Genomic DNA, 16,471 nt, shown 5'->3' with positions numbered 1-16,471 from the left:
GCCGGCATCACTCTCGTCCCAGGAGTCGAATCAAGTGGCTGCCCCTCTTAGCGGAAACGGATCCGGCGCTGCCGGCGCCCGGCGCACGTCGCCGATGTCGGCGTTCGCCGACCGCTGGATCCCGAAGCTGGTGCTCGCACCCAGCGTGGCGATCGCCGTGGTGTTCATCTATGGCTTCATCCTGATTACCGGCTATCTGTCGCTGACCCGTTCGCGGCTGTTGCCGAATTACGAGTTCGACGGTTTCGGCCGTTACTCCGACCTGTTCCAGAACGACGTGTGGTGGACCTCGGCCGCGAACCTCGGCTGGTTCGGCATCCCGTTCATCGCGATCTGCGTCGCGCTCGGGCTGTTCCTCGCGATCCTGCTCGACCAGCGGATCCGCAACGAAGGCGCGCTGCGCGCGATCTTCCTGTATCCGATGGCGCTGTCGTTCATCGTCACCGGCACCGCGTGGCAGTGGATCCTGAACCCGGGCCTCGGCCTCGAGAAGGTGATGCACGACTGGGGCTGGACGAGCTTCTCGTTCGACTGGCTCGGCGATCCGGACAAGGCGATCTTCTGCGTGGTGATCGCGGCCGTGTGGCAATCGACCGGCTTCGTGATGGCGCTGTTCCTCGCGGGCCTGCGCGGCGTCGACAGCGAGATCTTCAAGGCCGCGCAGGTCGACGGCGCGACGCTGCCGACGATCTACCGCAAGATCGTGATCCCGAGCATGCGCCCGGTGTTCTTCTCGGTGCTGCTGATCCTCTGCCACATCACGATCAAGACCTTCGACCTCGTCGTCGCGCTGACCGCGGGCGGGCCCGGCACGTCGTCGTCGCTGCCGGCGATGTTCATGTACACGTTTTCGTTCAACCGCGGCCAGCTCGGGCTCGGCGCCGCATCGTCGGTGATGATGCTCGCGACCGTGGTCGCGGTGCTGGTGCCGCTGATGTACCTGGAATCGAGGAGCACCCGCAATGCAGCCTAAGATGACCATCAGCCGCGCGGTCATTTACGCGGCCCTGATCCTGTTCGCGCTGTACTTCCTGTTCCCGATCTACGTGATGCTGTCGACGTCGTTCAAGGATCTCGACCAGCTGCGCACCGGCAACCTGCTGACGCCGCCGTCGCACTGGACTCTCGAGCCGTGGGTGAAGGCGTGGAGCGGCGCGTGCACCGGCGTGCGCTGCGACGGCATGAAGCCGTTCTTCCTGAATTCGCTGCAGATGGTGATCCCGGCCGTGCTGATCTCGTCGCTGATCGGCGCGTTCAACGGCTACGTGCTCACGCACTGGCGCTTTCGCGGCGCGGACGCGCTGTTCACGATGCTGCTGGTCGGCTGCTTCATCCCGTTCCAGGTGATCCTGCTGCCGATGGCGCGCCTGCAGGGGATGCTCGGCCTCGCCAACACGATTCCCGGCCTCGTGTTCGTGCACGTCGTGTACGGCATCGCGTTCACGACGATGTTCTTCCGCAACTTCTACGTGAGCGTGCCGGCCGAGCTGGTGAAGGCCGCGCGCATCGACGGCGCGGGCTTCTTCACGATCTTCACGAAGATCCTGCTGCCCGTGTCGCTGCCGATCTTCATGGTGTGCCTGATCTGGCAGTTCACGCAGATCTGGAACGACTTCCTGTTCGGGATCGTGTTCTCCGGCGTCGATTCGATGCCGATCACGGTCGCGCTGAACAACCTCGTGAACACGTCGACGGGCGTGAAGGAATACAACGTCGACATGGCGGGCGCGATCATCGCCGCGCTGCCGACGCTGCTCGTCTACGTGATCGCCGGCCGCTACTTCGTGCGCGGCCTGACGGCGGGCGCGGTGAAGGGCTGAGCGCGGTTTCATACGAGACGACGAACCGGCCGCGCGCGACGCGCGGCGCATCGAAACGAACCGGACGCGGCGCGCGGGGCGCGCCGCTCGAGACAGAGGATTCACAGCATGGCAAGCCTTTCCATCCGTGACGTGTACAAGACCTACCCGAACGGGGTGCCGGTCCTGAAGGGTGTCGACATCGACATCGAGGACGGCCAGTTCCTGATTCTCGTCGGCGGCTCGGGCTGCGGGAAGTCGACGCTGCTCAACATGATCGCCGGGCTCGAGACCGTCACGAGCGGCGAGATCCGGATCGACGGCAAGGTCGTCAACGACCTGTCGCCGAAGGATCGCGACATCGCGATGGTGTTCCAGTCGTACGCGCTGTATCCGTCGATGACGGTGCGCGAGAACATCTCGTTCGGCCTGAACATCCGCAAGGTGCCGAAGAGCGAGCAGCAGCAGATCGTCGATCGCGTGTCGCAGATGCTGCAGATCCAGCACCTGCTCGACCGCAAGCCGGGCCAGCTGTCGGGCGGCCAGCGGCAGCGCGTCGCGATGGGCCGCGCGCTCGCGCGCGACCCGGCGCTGTTCCTGTTCGACGAGCCGCTGTCGAACCTCGACGCGAAGCTGCGCATCGAGATGCGCGCGGAAATCAAGCTGCTGCACCAGCGCCTCGGCACGACGATCGTCTACGTGACGCACGACCAGATCGAGGCGATGACGCTCGGCGACCGCATCGCGGTGATGAAGGACGGCGTGGTGCAGCAGTTCGGCGCGCCGCAGGACATCTACGATTCGCCGTCGAACCTGTTCGTCGCGGGCTTCATCGGCGCGCCGCCGATGAACTTCATCAACGGCCGGCTGGTGGGGCAGGGCAGCGGCGTCGCGCTCGAGATCGACACGGGCGTCACGCGCGGCGCGCTGAACCTGCCGTTCGACGCGGGCAAGCTGAACGCGCACGTCGGCCGCGAGGTGATCCTCGGCCTGCGCCCGGAGCGCATCACCGACGTGCGCCACGCGCACAACGGCGACGCGTCGCACCTGCAGCCGCTCGACGTGCGCGTCGACGTGACCGAGCCGACCGGCCCCGACACGCACGTGTTCGCGCAGGTGAACGGCAAGCGCATCGTGAGCCGCGTGCATCCGGCCGCGAACCCGCAGCCCGACCAGACGCTGTCGCTGCTGTTCGACGTGTCGAAGGCCGTGCTGTTCGATCCGGCTTCCGAAGAGCGGATCGCGTAAGCGGCCGGTCCCGACCGCCCGCGCACCCCCGGCGCCCCCTCGCGGCGCCGGGAATCTGTCCCCATCGATTTACCCCATCCGCGTTCTCGCGGGCGCCTCCGTTCGCGCAGCGCCCGGATGCCGCTTGCCTGCTTCCCGAGCCTTGAAGCGCGCAATCTTTCCCCGATTTGTCTAGACATTATTGACGCCGGCCGTCGCGCGGCGACCGCTTGTCACCCCCTCGCCGCTCCCCGCATTGCCTGTCTGACAGCCTTTTTATAGGGGCTTTCCCTCGGTTTCTGCCTTTTTTTTGATCAGCGCTTGTGGCGAATTTTTTTTCGCCGCATGCTTGTATATACAAATTCCCGATGCGGTTCGGTTGCTTGACGGGATGGGTCTTCAACGAAAGGAGAAATGACGTGTACGGCAAGCCAATCAAATCGGGAGTCCGGACGATCGCCGCGATCGTCAGCCTCGCCGCCGCCCTCGCGGTGCCGGTGCCGGGACAGGCGAAGGAATGGAAGACGGTCACGGTCGCCCTCGAAGGCGGCTACGCACCGTGGAACCTGACGCTGCCGGGCGGCAAGCTCGGCGGCTTCGAGCCGGAACTGCTCGCCGACGTGTGCGCACGCATCAAGCTGCAGTGCAACATGGTCGCGCAGGACTGGGACGGCATGATTCCCGGCCTGCAGGCCGGCAAGTTCGACATCCTGATGGATGCGATCTCGATCACGCCCGAGCGCGAGAAGATCCTCGCGTTCTCGCGGCCGTACGCGGCCACGCCCGCGACCTTCGCGGTCACCGACACGAAGGTCATCCCGAAGAGCGACGCCGCCGCGCCGGTCGTCAAGCTGACCGGCGATGCGAAGGCCGACAAGCCGACGGTCGACACGCTGCGCAAGCAGCTGAAGGGCAAGACGATCGGCATCCAGTCGGGCACGGTCTATACGAAGTTCATCAACGACAGTTTCAAGGACGTCGCGACGATCCGCGTGTACAAGACGTCGCCCGAGCGTGATCTCGATCTCGTCGCGGGCCGCATCGACGCGTCGTTCGACGACGTCACGTACTACGCGGCGAACGCCGGGAAGAAGGAAACCGCGTCGATCGTGCTGGCTGGCCCGAAGCTCGGCGGCCCGATCTGGGGGCCCGGCGAAGGGCTCGCGTTCCGCAAGCAGGATGCCGACCTGAAGGCGAAGTTCGATACGGCGATCGGCGCGGCGCTCGCGGACGGCACCGTGAAGAAGCTCGCCGACAAGTGGTTCAAGACGGACGTCACGCCGTAACGGCGCGTCGGCCCGCACGCGTGACGAAAGCCGCGCACGCGGGCCGACTGTCGATTCCATCCTAATCAGCAGGGGACGCACATGGCGCTCATCGAAATGCTGGGTTTCGGAACGGACGGCTGGGGCGGCGTGCTGCTGCTCGCCGCCCTGATGACGGTGGCGCTGACGCTCGTCGCGCTGGCCGTCGGCGCCGTGTTCGGCGCGCTGGTCGCCGCGGCGAAGCTGTCGCGGTATCGCGTGGCGCGCGTGCTGGGTGATCTGTATACGACCGTGTTTCGCGGCGTGCCCGAGCTGCTCGTCATCTATCTGTTCTATTTCGGCGGCTCGACGCTCGTCACGACCGTCGGGCAATGGTTTGGCGCGGAGGGCTTCGTCGGCGTGCCGCCGTTCGTGATCGGCGCGCTCGCGGTCGGGATGATCTCGGGCGCGTACCAGGCCGAGGTCTATCGCGGCGCCGTGCTCGCGGTGTCGAAAGGCGAACTGGAGGCAGCCCGCTCGATCGGCATGCCGTCGTCGATGGTGCTGCGCCGCATCCTGGTTCCGCAGGTGCTGCGCTTCGCGTTGCCGGGCATCGGCAACGTGTGGCAGCTCAGCCTCAAGGATTCCGCGCTGATTTCGGTCACGGGCCTCGCCGAGCTGCTGCGCACGAGCCAGATCGCGGCCAATTCGACGCATCAGTATTTCGTGTTCTTCGTCGCGGGCGGTGCGCTGTACCTGCTGATGACGGGCCTGTCGAACCGCGTGTTCAATCGCGCGGAAGCGTACGTCGGGCGCTCGTTCCGACGCAATTTCGCACGCAACTGACGCACGGAGCATGAACATGGATTTCGCATTCCTCGCCGACACGGTGCGCCAGCTGCTCGCGGCCGTGCCGATGACGCTCAGCCTGTTCGTCGCGTCGCTCGTGCTCGGCGGCCTGCTGTCGCTCGTCGTCGTCGCGATGCGCGTGTCGCCGCACTGGCTGCCGAACCGCATCGCGCGCGTCTATATCCTGATCTTTCGCGGCTCGCCGCTGCTGATCCAGATGTTTCTCGTCTACTACGGGCTCGGCCAGTTCGGCGTGATCCGCGAGAGCTTCCTGTGGCCGGTGCTGCGCGAGCCGTACATCTGCGCGGTGCTGTCGCTCGCGCTCTGCACGGCCGGCTATACGGCGGAGATCATCCGTGGCGGCCTGATGGCCGTGCCGGTCGGGCAGATCGAGGCCGGCTATTCGATCGGCCTGTCGGGCTTCGCGCTGCTGCGGCGCGTGATCGGCCCGATCGCATTGCGCCAGTGCCTGCCCGCGTACTCGACCGAAGCCGTGCTGCTCGTCAAGTCGACGGCGCTCGCGAGCCTCGTGACGGTGTGGGAAGTGACCGGCATCGCGCAGCAGATCATCCAGCAGACCTATCGGACGACCGAGGTGTTCGTGTGCGCGGCGCTCATCTACCTGTGCCTGAACTTCCTGATCGTCCGCGCGCTGGGCGCGCTCGAATGGCGCCTGTCGCGTCACCTGCGCGCGCCGCTGCCGGGCGGCGCGAAAACCGCCCCGGCCGCCGAAGCGCGCCGCATCACCCCGTGACCGAACCGTCCACTTTCCGGAGCATCCGATGAACACGTCCGCGCCCGTCGCCCTGTCGGTCAGGAACATCCACAAGTCGTTCGGCAGCCATCACGTGCTGAAGGGCATTTCGCTCGACGCGCACGAAGGTGACGTCATCTCGATCCTCGGCGCGAGCGGCTCGGGCAAGAGCACGTTCCTGCGCTGCCTGAACCTGCTCGAGACGCCCGACGACGGCTCGGTCGCGCTCGCGGGCGAGACGCTCAAGATGGCGCGCGCCCGCGACGGCAAGCTGCATCCGAGCGACCGCCGCCAGGTCGACCGGATCCGCTCGCAGCTCGGCATGGTGTTCCAGAACTTCAATCTGTGGTCGCACATGACGGTGCTCGACAATCTCGTCGAAGGCCCGCTGCGCGTGCAGAAACGCAGCCGCGCGGAAGCGGTCGAGGAGGCGGAGGCGCTCTTGGCCCGCGTCGGCCTCGCCGACAAGCGCGGCCACTATCCCGCGCACCTGTCCGGCGGCCAGCAGCAGCGCGTCGCGATCGCGCGTGCGCTGGCGATGCATCCGAAGGTGATGCTGTTCGACGAGCCGACGTCGGCGCTCGACCCCGAGCTCGTCGGCGAGGTGCTGCGCGTGATGCGCTCGCTCGCGGAGGAGGGGCGCACGATGCTGGTCGTCACGCACGAGATGGGGTTCGCGCGCCATGTGTCGAATCGCGTGATGTTCCTGCATCAGGGCGAGGTCGACTCGGACGGCACGCCGGACGAGGTGTTCGGCGGGTTGAAATCGGAGCGGTTCCGCCAGTTCGTGTCGAGCCATCAAGACCGCTCCGCGCACTGAGGCCACGATGACCGTCATTCGTTCCGGCCGCCCGCTCGACTGGCGGCAGATTGCGGCAATCGCGGGCGGCGCGCCGCTCGCGCTCGCCGACGACACGCTCGCGCGCATCGACGCCGCGCGCGGTCTCGTCGAGGAAATCGTCGCGCGCGGCATTCGCGCATACGGTGTGAACACGGGCGTCGGCGCACTGTGCGACGTGATCGTGTCGCCCGGCGAGCAGAGCTCGCTGTCACGCAACATCCTGATGAGCCACGCGGTCGGCGTTGGCGCGCCGCTCGACGCGGCGCAGACGCGCGCGATCATCGCGGCGGCCGTCAACAACTATGCGCACGGGCATTCGGGCGTGCGCGTCGAGGTGGTCAGGCAGCTCGTCGCGCTGCTCGACGCGGATTGCCTGCCCGAAGTGCCCGCGCACGGCTCGGTCGGCTATCTGACCCACATGGCGCACGTTGCGCTCGTCTGCATCGGGGAAGGCCATGCGCGCTATCGCGGCGAGCGGTTGCCGGGGCGTGACGCGCTGCGCCGCATCGGGCTTGCGCCGCTCGTGCTCGGCGCGAAGGAGGGGCTCAGCCTCGTCAACGGCACGCCCTGCGTGACGGGGCTGGCGGCGCTCGCGCTCGCCCGGGCCGAGCATCTGCTCGACTGGGCCGACTGCATCGCCGCGATGAGCTTCGAAAACCTCGGCGGCCAGCTCGCCGCGTTCGACGCGGGTTCGCTCGCGCTGCGCGTGTCGCGCGGGATCGAGCGGGTCGGCGCGAGGATGCGCGGCGCGCTCGCCGACAGCGGGATGCTGGCCGCGATGGCCGGACGGCACACGCAGGATCCGCTCAGCCTGCGCACGATTCCGCACGTGCACGGCGCGGCGCGCGACGTGTTCGACGTGACGTCGGACGTGGTCGACCGCGAGCTCGCGTCGGTCACCGACAACCCGATCGTCGCGGGCACGCGCGACGCGCCGCGCGTGCATTCGCAGGCGCATGCGGTCGGCGCAGGCATTGCGCTCGCGATGGACAGCCTCGCGGCCGCGATGGCGCAGGTCGCGGCGATCGCCGAACGCCGGCTCGACCGCCTCGTCAATCCGCTCGTGAGCGGCCTGCCGGCGTTTCTTGCGGCGCCCGGCGGCACCTGTTCGGGGTTCATGATCGCGCAGTATACGGCGGTCGCGCTGGTCGCGCAGAACCAGCGGCTCGCGGCGCCCGCGAGCCTGGACGGCGGCATCACGTCGGGGCTGCAGGAAGATCATCTGTGCCATGCGACGCCGGCTGCGTTGAAGGCGCTCGACATCATCGAGAATGCGACGCGCGTGCTGGCGATCGAGCTGCTCGCGGCGGCGCAGGCGTACGACCTGCAGCCCGGCGATGCGCGCCGCGCGGCGCTGACCGATACGGTGTGGCGACGTCTGCGCGGGCGCGTGCCGCCGTATCGCGACGACCGGCCGCTCGCCGACGACATCGCGGCGGCAGCGGCGCTGCTCGCGGACGCGGCACCGCCCGTATCGTAGAGAAATTCGCCCGCGACCGCGTGCGGCGCCGCCATCCGCGATGCGCCGACCGCTGGTTCGCGGCCCGGGACCTTACCGATGGACCGATGCGAAGATGAACCATTCAGAGCAAGTGACCCGCCCATCCCCGCGCGCGCTCGGCGAAGACGCGCCGGCACGCGCACTGCCGGCGTATCAGCAGATCAAGCGCTACGTCGTCCAGCGGATCGCCGCGGGCGATTGGAAGCCCGGCAGCGCGATTCCGACCGAGGCCGAGCTCGTGAAGGAGTTCGGCGTCGCGCGCATGACCGTGTCCCGCGCGTTGCGCGAACTGACGGCCGAGCGTGTGCTGACGCGCATCCAGGGCGCGGGCACGTTCGTCGAGCCGCGGCGTTATGAATCGACCGTGCTCGAGATCCGCAACATCGCCGACGAGATCGCCGAGCGCGGCCACCGGCACACGGCGCGCGTGCTGATGCTCGAGCGCAGCGACGACGCGCACGCGATCGACGCGCTTGCGCTGGCCGCCGGCCCCGTATTTCATTCGCGGATCGTTCACTACGAGGATGGCGAACCGATCCAGTTCGAGGATCGCTACGTCAATCCGAAGGTGTTTCCCGCCTATCTGGAGCAGGACTTCACGGCCGAGACGCCGAACCACTACATGGTGCGGCTCGCGCCGATCCAGCGCGCCGAGTTCCGGATCTATGCGCAGAAGTCCGACCAGCAGGTACGGCGGCACCTGATGATGGAGATCGGCGAGCCGTGCCTGATGCTGTGGCGCCGGACGTGGGTGGGAGAGCAGGTCGCGACGTCGGTGCAGCTCTGGCACCCGTCGTCGCGTTTTCATCTTGCGGGCCGCGTCTAGCGCGGGGTGGGCCCGCCGGTGCGGCGCCGCGCCGCTCAGTGCGGCAACCGCACGTCGAACTTGTACGTGGCGAGCCGCGCGACGAGGATGAAGCCGGTCGCGGTCAGCACGCTGTAGACGGAATCCATGTCCAGCCACACGAGCAGCAGATAGAACCAGCAGCCGACGAACGCGCAGGTCGCGTACGGCCGCGAATCGCGCAGGATCAGCGGGATGTCGTTGCACAGCACGTCGCGGATGATCCCGCCGACCACGCCGGTGATCACGCCCATCATCACCGCGATGAAGCGCGGCATCTCGGCGTCGAGCGCGATCGACGTGCCCGAGATGCTGAAGATGCCGAGCCCGATCGCGTCGGCGACCAGCAGCAGCCGTTCGGCCGATAGCCGCGACAGCATCCGCAGCACGAACGGCGCGAACAGCGCGAGCACGAAGATCGCGATCACGTAGTCGTCGTGCACGACCCAGTAGAACGGCCGGCGCTCGAGCAGGATGTCGCGCAGCGTGCCGCCGCCGAACGCGGTGGCGAGCGCGACGACGAACGTGCCGACCGAGTCGAGCCGGTTCTTGCGCGCTTCGATGAAGCCGGAGATCGCGAAGGCCAGCGTCGCGATCGCTTCGAGCACCGCGATCGCGAGCGTCAGCCTAGGATGCGGCACGCGGCCCCCGCTCGCCGGAGGCGGCCAACAGCTGCAGCAGCACGAGCACCGCGCCCGCGCCGCCGTCGTGGCCGCGCGCCTCGCAGAATGCGATCACTTCTTCCTTCTGCACGAGCCACGCGCGCACCTTGCCCTTCAGCACCGGTTCCTTGCCGGCCGAGCCGAGGCCCTTGCCGTGGATCACGCGCAGGCAGCGCAGCCCCTTCTTGCCGGCTTCGCGGATGAACTCGGCGAGCGCGTCGCGCGCTTCGTCGCGGCGCATCCCGTGCAGGTCGAGCTGCGCCTGCACGATCCACGCGCCGCTTCTCAGCTTGCGCACCACGTCGCGGCTGATGCCGGGGCGGTGGTAGTACAGCGACTCGTCGCTGTCGAGCAGCGTCTCGGGATCGAACTCGTCGGACAGCGTCGCGTTCAGCACCGCTTCCTCGTCGCGCTGCGTCTGCTTCGGCACGGGGTCGGGCTGCATGCGGCCGGACGCGGCGCGCGGCGGCGCGTTCAGCGGCCGGATCGCGCCGATCTCGTTGCGGAACAGGTTCGCGTCGGCCTCGGCCTGGCGGGTGGCCTTCGCGGTTTCGACGCGTTCGCGCTCGCGGCGCTCGGCTTCGCCCTTCAGCGCGGTGCGCAGCGCGCCGAGGCCGGCGAGGCCCTGGCCGCGCAGCGCGGCGGGCTCCGGCGCCGGCGGCGCGGCGGGGGCGGTGGGCTGGGGGCGGGCGGCGGCCTGCCGCTTCGCGGGATCGCTCGGATGGGGTTGATTCTTCGCCATGATTCACACACGCAAGGCAAATGGCGCGCGGGGCGCGCGGGCACAAAAAAGCCGCTGCGTCGGCAGCGGCTTGTCGGCAGGCATGCGTCGCGGCAGCGGACGCCATTGTAGCGCCCGCCGGGCGATTCGCTTACTTGTGGTCGTGCAGGCTCTCGAGGTAGCGCTGCGCGTCGAGCGCGGCCATGCAGCCGGTGCCCGCGCTGGTGATCGCCTGGCGATACACGTTGTCCTGCACGTCGCCCGCGGCGAACACGCCCGGCACGCTCGTCGACGTCGCGTTGCCCTGCAGGCCGCTCTTCGTCAGGATGTAGCCGTCCTTCATCTCGAGCTGGCCCTGGAAGATGTCCGTGTTCGGCTTGTGGCCGATCGCGACGAACACGCCCTGCACCTGGATGTCTTCCGTTGCGCCGGTCTGAACGTTCTTCAGGCGCAGGCCCGTCACGCCCGAATCCTCGCCCGTCACTTCGTCGAGCACGTGGTTCCACTTGATCTCGACCTTGCCTTCCTTTTCCTTCTCGAGCAGGCGGTCGACGAGGATCGGCTCCGCGCGGAACTTGTCGCGGCGGTGGATCACCGTGACCTTGCTCGCGATGCCCGTCAGGTACAGCGCTTCCTCGACCGCGGTGTTGCCGCCGCCGACCACCGCGACGTTCTGGCCGCGGTAGAAGAAGCCGTCGCAGGTCGCGCAGGCCGACACGCCCTTGCCCATGAACGCTTCCTCGGACGGCAGGCCGAGATACTGCGCGGACGCGCCGGTCGCGATGATCAGCGAGTCGCAGGTGTATTCGCCGGCATCGCCGATCAGGCGGATCGGCTTCTCGTGCAGCTTCGCGGTGTGGATGTGATCGAACAGGATCTCGGTGTTGAAGCGCTCCGCGTGCTCGAGGAAGCGCTGCATCAGGTCGGGACCCTGCACGCCCTTCGCGTCCGCCGGCCAGTTTTCGACGTCGGTCGTGGTCATCAGCTGGCCGCCCTGCGCGATGCCGGTGACGAGCACCGGGGACAGGTTGGCGCGCGCGGCATAGACGGCGGCCGTGTAGCCGGCGGGGCCGGAACCGAGAATCAGGACTTTGGCGTGTTTGGGCGTGGACATGTGCGAAATCCGTAAGGGGTGGCCGCGGCGGCAGGATGAGCCTGCCGGACGGTCGGGGTTGACCGGGATGCCACCGTAGATGGGTATCAGACGCGCATTATAAAGGTCCTGCCGGTGCGCTGCCGAACGAGAGTTTCAATCGCGGCGATAGCATTCGGCGGGAGCGCCGGCGCGCGCGCGGGGCAGGGCAGGCGGGGGCGGGGCGCAGTCGGCCCGGGCGGTGCCGCCTCGCCGGCCGTACCTGGGCGGCCCCACCTGCGCGGCCCCCATGTAACCGTCATTTACACTTGGGCAGGCGGCGCTGCGCTTACAATATGCGGGATCGAACGATCGGCGGGCGCGCGGCGTGCGCGGCCCGCCTTTTCTATACGGATTCATGGCAAAAGCTCCTTATTCCGCTCAGGCACAGGCGTTGCCGCACCGGATGTCGAAGCTCCTCACGGAGATTCGCTGGATCCTCCAGGTCGCGCTCGGCGCGTTTCTGGTGATGGCCCTGCTGAGCTACAGCCGGCGCGATCCGAGCTGGACGCACGCGGCGCAGGTCGATCACATCACGAACTGGGCGGGCCGCGTCGGCGCATGGACGGCCGACATCATCCTGCTGCTGTTCGGCCTGTCGGCCTACTGGCTGATCGTGCCGCTCGGCCGGCGCATCGCCGCCAACTACCGCCGCATCACCGGCCACGAGGCGCTGGACGACGAGCCCGAGCGGCCGATCGGCTGGCTGACCGAGGTGCTCGCGTTCGTGCTCGTGCTGCTCGCGTGCGACGGCATCGAGGCGCTGCGCATGTGGTCGCTGAAGGTGCAGCTGCCGCGCGCGCCGGGCGGCGTGGTCGGCGAGGCCGTCGCGGGCGCGATGTCGCACGCGTTCGGCTTCACCGGCGGCACGCTGCTGCTGCTGATCGCGCTCGCGATCGGCCTGTCGCTGTATTTCCGCTTCTCGTGGCTGTCGGTGTCCGAGCGCGTCGGCGGCGCGATCCTGTCCGCCGTCAACGTCGCGAAGCTGCGCCGCGAGGCCGAGCGCGACCGCAAGCTCGGCGAGGCCGCGGCCGTGCGCCGCGAAGGCAAGGTCGAGGAAGAGCGCGTGCGCATCGAGGATCACGAGCCGGTGACGATCGTGCCGCCGGTCGTCACGCCGGTGAAATCCGAGCGCGTCGAGAAGGAGCGCCAGGTGCCGCTGTTCACCGACCTGCCCGGCGATTCGACGCTGCCGCCGGTGTCGCTGCTCGACTCGGCGCCGAAGGCGCAGGAGGCCATCTCCGCCGATACGCTCGAATTCACGTCGCGCCTGATCGAGAAGAAGCTGAAGGACTTCGGCGTCGAGGCGAGCGTGGTCGCCGCGTATCCGGGCCCCGTCGTCACGCGCTACGAGATCGAGCCGGCCACCGGCGTGAAGGGCAGCCAGATCGTCAACCTCGCGAAGGATCTCGCGCGCTCGCTGTCGCTCGTGTCGATCCGCGTCGTCGAGACGATCCCCGGCAAGAACTACATGGCGCTCGAACTGCCGAACCAGCGCCGCCAGACGGTGTTCCTGTCGGAGATCATCGGCTCCGAGGTCTATGCGGCCGCGTCGTCGGCGCTCACGCTCAGCCTCGGCAAGGACATCGGCGGCAAGCCGGTGTGCGCGGATCTCGCGAAGATGCCGCACCTGCTGGTGGCCGGCACGACCGGTTCGGGCAAGTCGGTCGGGATCAACGCGATGATCCTGTCGCTGCTGTACAAGGCGACCGCCGAGCAGGTGCGCCTGATCCTGATCGATCCGAAGATGCTCGAAATGAGCGTCTACGAAGGCATTCCGCACCTGCTGTGCCCGGTCGTCACCGACATGCGCCAGGCGGGCCACGCGCTCAACTGGACCGTCGCCGAGATGGAGCGCCGCTACAAGCTGATGAGCAAGCTCGGCGTGCGCAACCTCGCCGGCTACAACAACAAGATCGACGACGCGGCGAAGCGCGAAGAGAAGATCCCGAACCCGTTCAGCCTCACGCCGGACGAGCCGGAGCCGCTCGGCCGCCTGCCGAACATCGTCGTCGTGATCGACGAGCTCGCCGACCTGATGATGGTCGTCGGCAAGAAGGTCGAGGAGCTGATCGCGCGGATCGCGCAGAAGGCGCGCGCGGCCGGCATCCACCTGATCCTCGCGACGCAGCGGCCGTCGGTCGACGTGATCACCGGCCTCATCAAGGCCAACGTGCCGACGCGGATCGCGTTCCAGGTGTCGTCGAAGATCGACTCGCGCACGATCCTCGACCAGATGGGCGCCGAATCGCTGCTCGGCATGGGCGACATGCTGTACCTGGCGCCCGGCACCGGGCTGCCGGTGCGCGTGCACGGCGCGTTCGTCGCCGACGACGAAGTGCATCGCGTCGTCGAGAAGCTCAAGGAGCAGGGCGAACCGAACTACATCGAGGGCCTGCTCGAGGGCGGCACCGCCGACGGCGACGAGGGCTCGGCCGGCGAGGGAACCGGCGAAGGCGGCGGCGAGTCTGATCCGCTGTACGACCAGGCGGTCGAGATCGTCATCAAGAACCGCCGCGCGTCGATCTCGCTCGTGCAGCGCCATCTGCGGATCGGCTACAACCGCGCGGCGCGGCTGCTCGAGCAGATGGAGCAGTCGGGGCTCGTGTCGGCGATGTCGTCGAGCGGCAACCGCGAAATTCTTGTGCCGGCGCGCGACGCGGAATGAGTCCGCGGCGTACGCGACGCCGGCCACCCAGGGAGAAAACCGCATCATGCAGCAACATTCGTTCGCCCAATCCGTTCGTTCGACGCGGCGCTGGCTCGGCGCGGCGCTCGCCGGCGCATCGCTGATGCTCGCGGCGACGCACGCGTTCGCCGGCGGCACGGCCCAGCTGAAGGCGTTCGTGTCGCAGGTGCACGCGGCGAAGGGCGAGTTCACGCAGCAGATCGTCAAGGCGCCCGCGAAGGGCGCGAGCGCCGTGCAGGCGGCGCCGAAGGCCGGCGACAATTCGAGCGGCACGTTCGTGTTCTCGCGCCCCGGCAAGTTCATCTGGACGTACCAGAAGCCGTACCAGCAGGTGCTGCAGGCCGACGGCGAGAAGCTGTTCGTGTACGACCGCGACCTGAACCAGGTCACCGAGCGCAAGCTGGCCGGCGCGCTGGGCGCGAGCCCGGCCGCGATCCTGTTCGGCAGCAACGACCTCGACAAGAACTACACGCTGCGCGATGCGGGCGAGAAGGGCGGCATCGAGTGGCTCGAGATGCTGCCGAAGGCGCAGGACACGCAGTTCCAGCGGATCGGCATCGGCTTTCGCAACGGCACGCTCGCCGCGATGGAGCTGCATGACGTGTTCGGCAACGTCACGCTGCTGACGTTCACCAACATCCAGACCAACCCGCCGCTGAAGTCCGATACGTTCAAGTTCGTCGTGCCGAAGGGCGCCGACGTGATCACCGGCTGACCGGCGCCGCGCGCCGCTTTCGCAACGGGCCTGCCGGCGATGGCAGGCCCGTGTCGTTTCCGGGCGCGGGCACCGGGCCCGGCGGCGCCGTCGCGCGGCTGTCATAATGGCGGGTCCGGCGGCCCGTTCGGCCGCCATCGCATGATGTGGAGCCTGGGTTCATGTCCGACCTGTTTCAAGTCGAACCACGCCGGCCGCTCGCCGAGGCGCTGCGGCCGAAGACGCTCGCCGAGGTGATCGGCCAGACGCATTTGCTCGGTGAAGGCAAGCCGCTGCGGCTCGCGTTCGAATCGGGCAAGCCGCATTCGATGATCCTGTGGGGTCCGCCCGGCGTCGGCAAGACCACGCTCGCGCGGCTCACCGCGCTGGCATTCGATTGCGAGTTCATCGCGCTGTCCGCGGTGCTGGGCGGCGTGAAGGACATCCGCGAGGCGATGGAGCAGGCGAAGGACACGCTGAACCGCACCGGCCGCCACACGATCCTGTTCGTCGACGAGATCCACCGCTTCAACAAGGGCCAGCAGGATGCGCTGCTGCCGTTCGTCGAATCGGGGCTCGTGACCTTCATCGGCGCGACGACCGAGAACCCGAGCTTCGAGGTCAACTCGGCGCTGCTGTCGCGCGCGCAGGTGTACGTGCTGAAGTCGCTGACCGACGACGAGATGCGCCAGCTGCTCAAGCGCGCGCAGGAGATCGCGCTCGACGGCCTCGCGTTCGACGACAAGGCGGTCGACACGCTGGTCGGCTATGCGGACGGCGATGCGCGGCGGTTCCTGAACCTGCTCGAGCAGGCGCAGACGGCGGCGGCGTCCGCGGGCGTGACGACGATCGACGCCGAGTTCGTCAGCAGCGCGATGACGCTGAATGCGCGCCGCTTCGACAAGGGCGGCGACAACTTCTACGACCAGATCTCGGCGCTGCACAAGTCGGTGCGCGGCTCGAGCCCGGACGGCGCGCTGTACTGGTTCTGCCGGATGATCGACGGCGGCGCGGACCCGAAATACCTCGCGCGGCGGATCGTGCGGATGGCGTGGGAGGACATCGGCCTCGCCGATCCGCGCGCGATGCAGATGGCGAACGACGCGGCCGAGACCTACGAACGGCTCGGTTCGCCCGAGGGCGAGCTGGCGCTCGGGCAGGCCGTGATCTATCTCGCGTGCGCGGCGAAGAGCAACGCGGGCTACAACGCGTTCAACCAGGCGATGGCGTTCGTGAAGCAGGACAAGTCGCGCGAGGTGCCCGTGCACCTGCGCAACGCGCCGACCAAGCTGATGAAGGAGCTCGGCTACGGCCACGCGTACCGTTACGCGCACGACGAGCCGAACGCGTACGCGGCCGGCGAGACGTACCTGCCCGACGGAATGCGCGAGCCGCGCTGGTACAAGCCGGTGCCGCGCGGGCTCGAATCGAAGATCGCCGACAAGCTCGCGTGGCTGCGCGAGCTCGACCGCGAGGCCGGCAAGAAAGACTAGCGGCCGGCGGTGCGGCGCGGT

At 68.3% G+C, this 16,471-nt stretch carries 15 protein-coding genes; 12 read left to right on the top strand and 3 right to left on the bottom strand.

Going from position 1 to position 16,471, the window contains the following annotated elements:
* Positions 1-34: 34 nt before the first annotated feature.
* The 9 genes from HWY45_RS21105 (at position 35) to hutC (ending at position 9,041) form a co-directional block, all read left to right on the top strand.
* Complete coding sequence (locus HWY45_RS21105) at positions 35-973, top strand: carbohydrate ABC transporter permease (RefSeq protein WP_059565427.1); 939 nt, start codon at positions 35-37, stop codon at positions 971-973.
* Positions 963-1,820 (top strand): carbohydrate ABC transporter permease, encoded by an 858-nt coding sequence (locus HWY45_RS21100; RefSeq protein ID WP_059565429.1) that lies wholly within the window; start codon positions 963-965, stop codon positions 1,818-1,820. The genes HWY45_RS21105 and HWY45_RS21100 overlap by 11 nt, the downstream gene beginning before the upstream one ends.
* Positions 1,821-1,928: 108 nt before the next feature.
* Entirely contained in the window at positions 1,929-3,047 is a 1,119-nt protein-coding gene (locus HWY45_RS21095) for an ABC transporter ATP-binding protein (RefSeq protein ID WP_059884946.1), read from the top strand.
* A gap of 398 nt (positions 3,048-3,445) precedes the next feature.
* Positions 3,446-4,312: a transporter substrate-binding domain-containing protein gene (locus HWY45_RS21090; RefSeq protein ID WP_081069905.1), complete on the top strand. Its 867-nt coding sequence runs from the start codon at positions 3,446-3,448 to the stop codon at positions 4,310-4,312.
* A gap of 81 nt (positions 4,313-4,393) precedes the next feature.
* A complete protein-coding gene (locus HWY45_RS21085) occupies positions 4,394-5,116 on the top strand; it encodes an ABC transporter permease (RefSeq protein ID WP_017333000.1) in 723 nt (240 codons plus the stop codon).
* A gap of 10 nt (positions 5,117-5,126) precedes the next feature.
* Positions 5,127-5,873, top strand: coding sequence for an ABC transporter permease (locus HWY45_RS21080; protein ID WP_059884944.1), 747 nt, complete (start codon positions 5,127-5,129; stop codon positions 5,871-5,873).
* Positions 5,874-5,901: 28 nt separating this feature from the next.
* The gene (locus tag HWY45_RS21075; RefSeq protein WP_059565436.1) at positions 5,902-6,693 is read left to right on the top strand and encodes an ABC transporter ATP-binding protein; all 792 of its coding nucleotides are present in this window, start codon (positions 5,902-5,904) and stop codon (positions 6,691-6,693) included.
* A gap of 7 nt (positions 6,694-6,700) precedes the next feature.
* The gene (locus HWY45_RS21070) at positions 6,701-8,194 is read left to right on the top strand and encodes an aromatic amino acid ammonia-lyase (protein WP_059884941.1); all 1,494 of its coding nucleotides are present in this window, start codon (positions 6,701-6,703) and stop codon (positions 8,192-8,194) included.
* A 94-nt stretch (positions 8,195-8,288) separates the two neighbouring features.
* A complete protein-coding gene (gene hutC, locus HWY45_RS21065) occupies positions 8,289-9,041 on the top strand; it encodes a histidine utilization repressor (RefSeq protein WP_059565441.1) in 753 nt (250 codons plus the stop codon).
* A 35-nt stretch (positions 9,042-9,076) separates the two neighbouring features.
* On the opposite strand, the gene HWY45_RS21060 is transcribed toward hutC, so the two are convergent.
* The 3 genes from HWY45_RS21060 to trxB all read right to left on the bottom strand — a co-directional run bounded on the left by HWY45_RS21060 (position 9,077) and on the right by trxB (position 11,556).
* Positions 9,077-9,700 (bottom strand): trimeric intracellular cation channel family protein, encoded by a 624-nt coding sequence (locus HWY45_RS21060; protein ID WP_059565449.1) that lies wholly within the window; start codon positions 9,698-9,700, stop codon positions 9,077-9,079.
* Positions 9,687-10,463 carry a Smr/MutS family protein gene (locus HWY45_RS21055; protein ID WP_059884940.1) on the bottom strand — a complete coding sequence of 259 codons (777 nt, stop codon included), beginning with the start codon at positions 10,461-10,463 and terminating at the stop codon, positions 9,687-9,689. Before HWY45_RS21055 ends, HWY45_RS21060 begins: the two co-directional genes overlap by 14 nt.
* A 130-nt stretch (positions 10,464-10,593) precedes the next feature.
* The gene (gene trxB, locus HWY45_RS21050; protein ID WP_059565453.1) at positions 10,594-11,556 is read right to left on the bottom strand and encodes a thioredoxin-disulfide reductase; all 963 of its coding nucleotides are present in this window, start codon (positions 11,554-11,556) and stop codon (positions 10,594-10,596) included.
* Positions 11,557-11,932: 376 nt separating this feature from the next.
* Here trxB and HWY45_RS21045 point away from each other — a divergent pair, with 376 nt between their 5' ends.
* The 3 genes from HWY45_RS21045 (at position 11,933) to HWY45_RS21035 (ending at position 16,450) form a co-directional block, all read left to right on the top strand.
* Positions 11,933-14,242, top strand: a complete 2,310-nt coding sequence (locus tag HWY45_RS21045; RefSeq protein ID WP_059565455.1) for a DNA translocase FtsK — start codon at positions 11,933-11,935, stop codon at positions 14,240-14,242.
* Between the two features lie 46 nt (positions 14,243-14,288).
* The gene (lolA, locus tag HWY45_RS21040) at positions 14,289-14,978 is read left to right on the top strand and encodes an outer membrane lipoprotein chaperone LolA (RefSeq protein ID WP_059565511.1); all 690 of its coding nucleotides are present in this window, start codon (positions 14,289-14,291) and stop codon (positions 14,976-14,978) included.
* Positions 14,979-15,139: 161 nt separating this feature from the next.
* The gene (locus HWY45_RS21035; RefSeq protein WP_059565457.1) at positions 15,140-16,450 is read left to right on the top strand and encodes a replication-associated recombination protein A; all 1,311 of its coding nucleotides are present in this window, start codon (positions 15,140-15,142) and stop codon (positions 16,448-16,450) included.
* Positions 16,451-16,471: the final 21 nt, after the last annotated feature.

The sequence above is a fragment of the Burkholderia stagnalis genome (genome assembly GCF_902830275.1).
GTDB classification, from domain to species: domain Bacteria; phylum Pseudomonadota; class Gammaproteobacteria; order Burkholderiales; family Burkholderiaceae; genus Burkholderia; species Burkholderia stagnalis.
The sequence above is the reverse complement of the archived record's forward strand: the minus strand, read 5'-3'. Positions and strand labels throughout refer to the sequence as shown.

Coding starts and splice junctions, on each gene's coding strand:
- HWY45_RS21100 (WP_059565429.1), top strand. CDS start 963: ATGCAGCCTAAGATGACCATCAGCCGCGCGGTCATTTACGCGGCCCTG.
- HWY45_RS21095 (WP_059884946.1), top strand. CDS start 1,929: ATGGCAAGCCTTTCCATCCGTGACGTGTACAAGACCTACCCGAACGGG.
- HWY45_RS21085 (WP_017333000.1), top strand. CDS start 4,394: ATGGCGCTCATCGAAATGCTGGGTTTCGGAACGGACGGCTGGGGCGGC.
- HWY45_RS21080 (WP_059884944.1), top strand. CDS start 5,127: ATGAACATGGATTTCGCATTCCTCGCCGACACGGTGCGCCAGCTGCTC.
- HWY45_RS21075 (WP_059565436.1), top strand. CDS start 5,902: ATGAACACGTCCGCGCCCGTCGCCCTGTCGGTCAGGAACATCCACAAG.
- HWY45_RS21070 (WP_059884941.1), top strand. CDS start 6,701: ATGACCGTCATTCGTTCCGGCCGCCCGCTCGACTGGCGGCAGATTGCG.
- hutC (WP_059565441.1), top strand. CDS start 8,289: ATGAACCATTCAGAGCAAGTGACCCGCCCATCCCCGCGCGCGCTCGGC.
- HWY45_RS21055 (WP_059884940.1), bottom strand. CDS start 10,463: ATGGCGAAGAATCAACCCCATCCGAGCGATCCCGCGAAGCGGCAGGCC.
- trxB (WP_059565453.1), bottom strand. CDS start 11,556: ATGTCCACGCCCAAACACGCCAAAGTCCTGATTCTCGGTTCCGGCCCC.
- HWY45_RS21045 (WP_059565455.1), top strand. CDS start 11,933: ATGGCAAAAGCTCCTTATTCCGCTCAGGCACAGGCGTTGCCGCACCGG.
- lolA (WP_059565511.1), top strand. CDS start 14,289: ATGCAGCAACATTCGTTCGCCCAATCCGTTCGTTCGACGCGGCGCTGG.
- HWY45_RS21035 (WP_059565457.1), top strand. CDS start 15,140: ATGTCCGACCTGTTTCAAGTCGAACCACGCCGGCCGCTCGCCGAGGCG.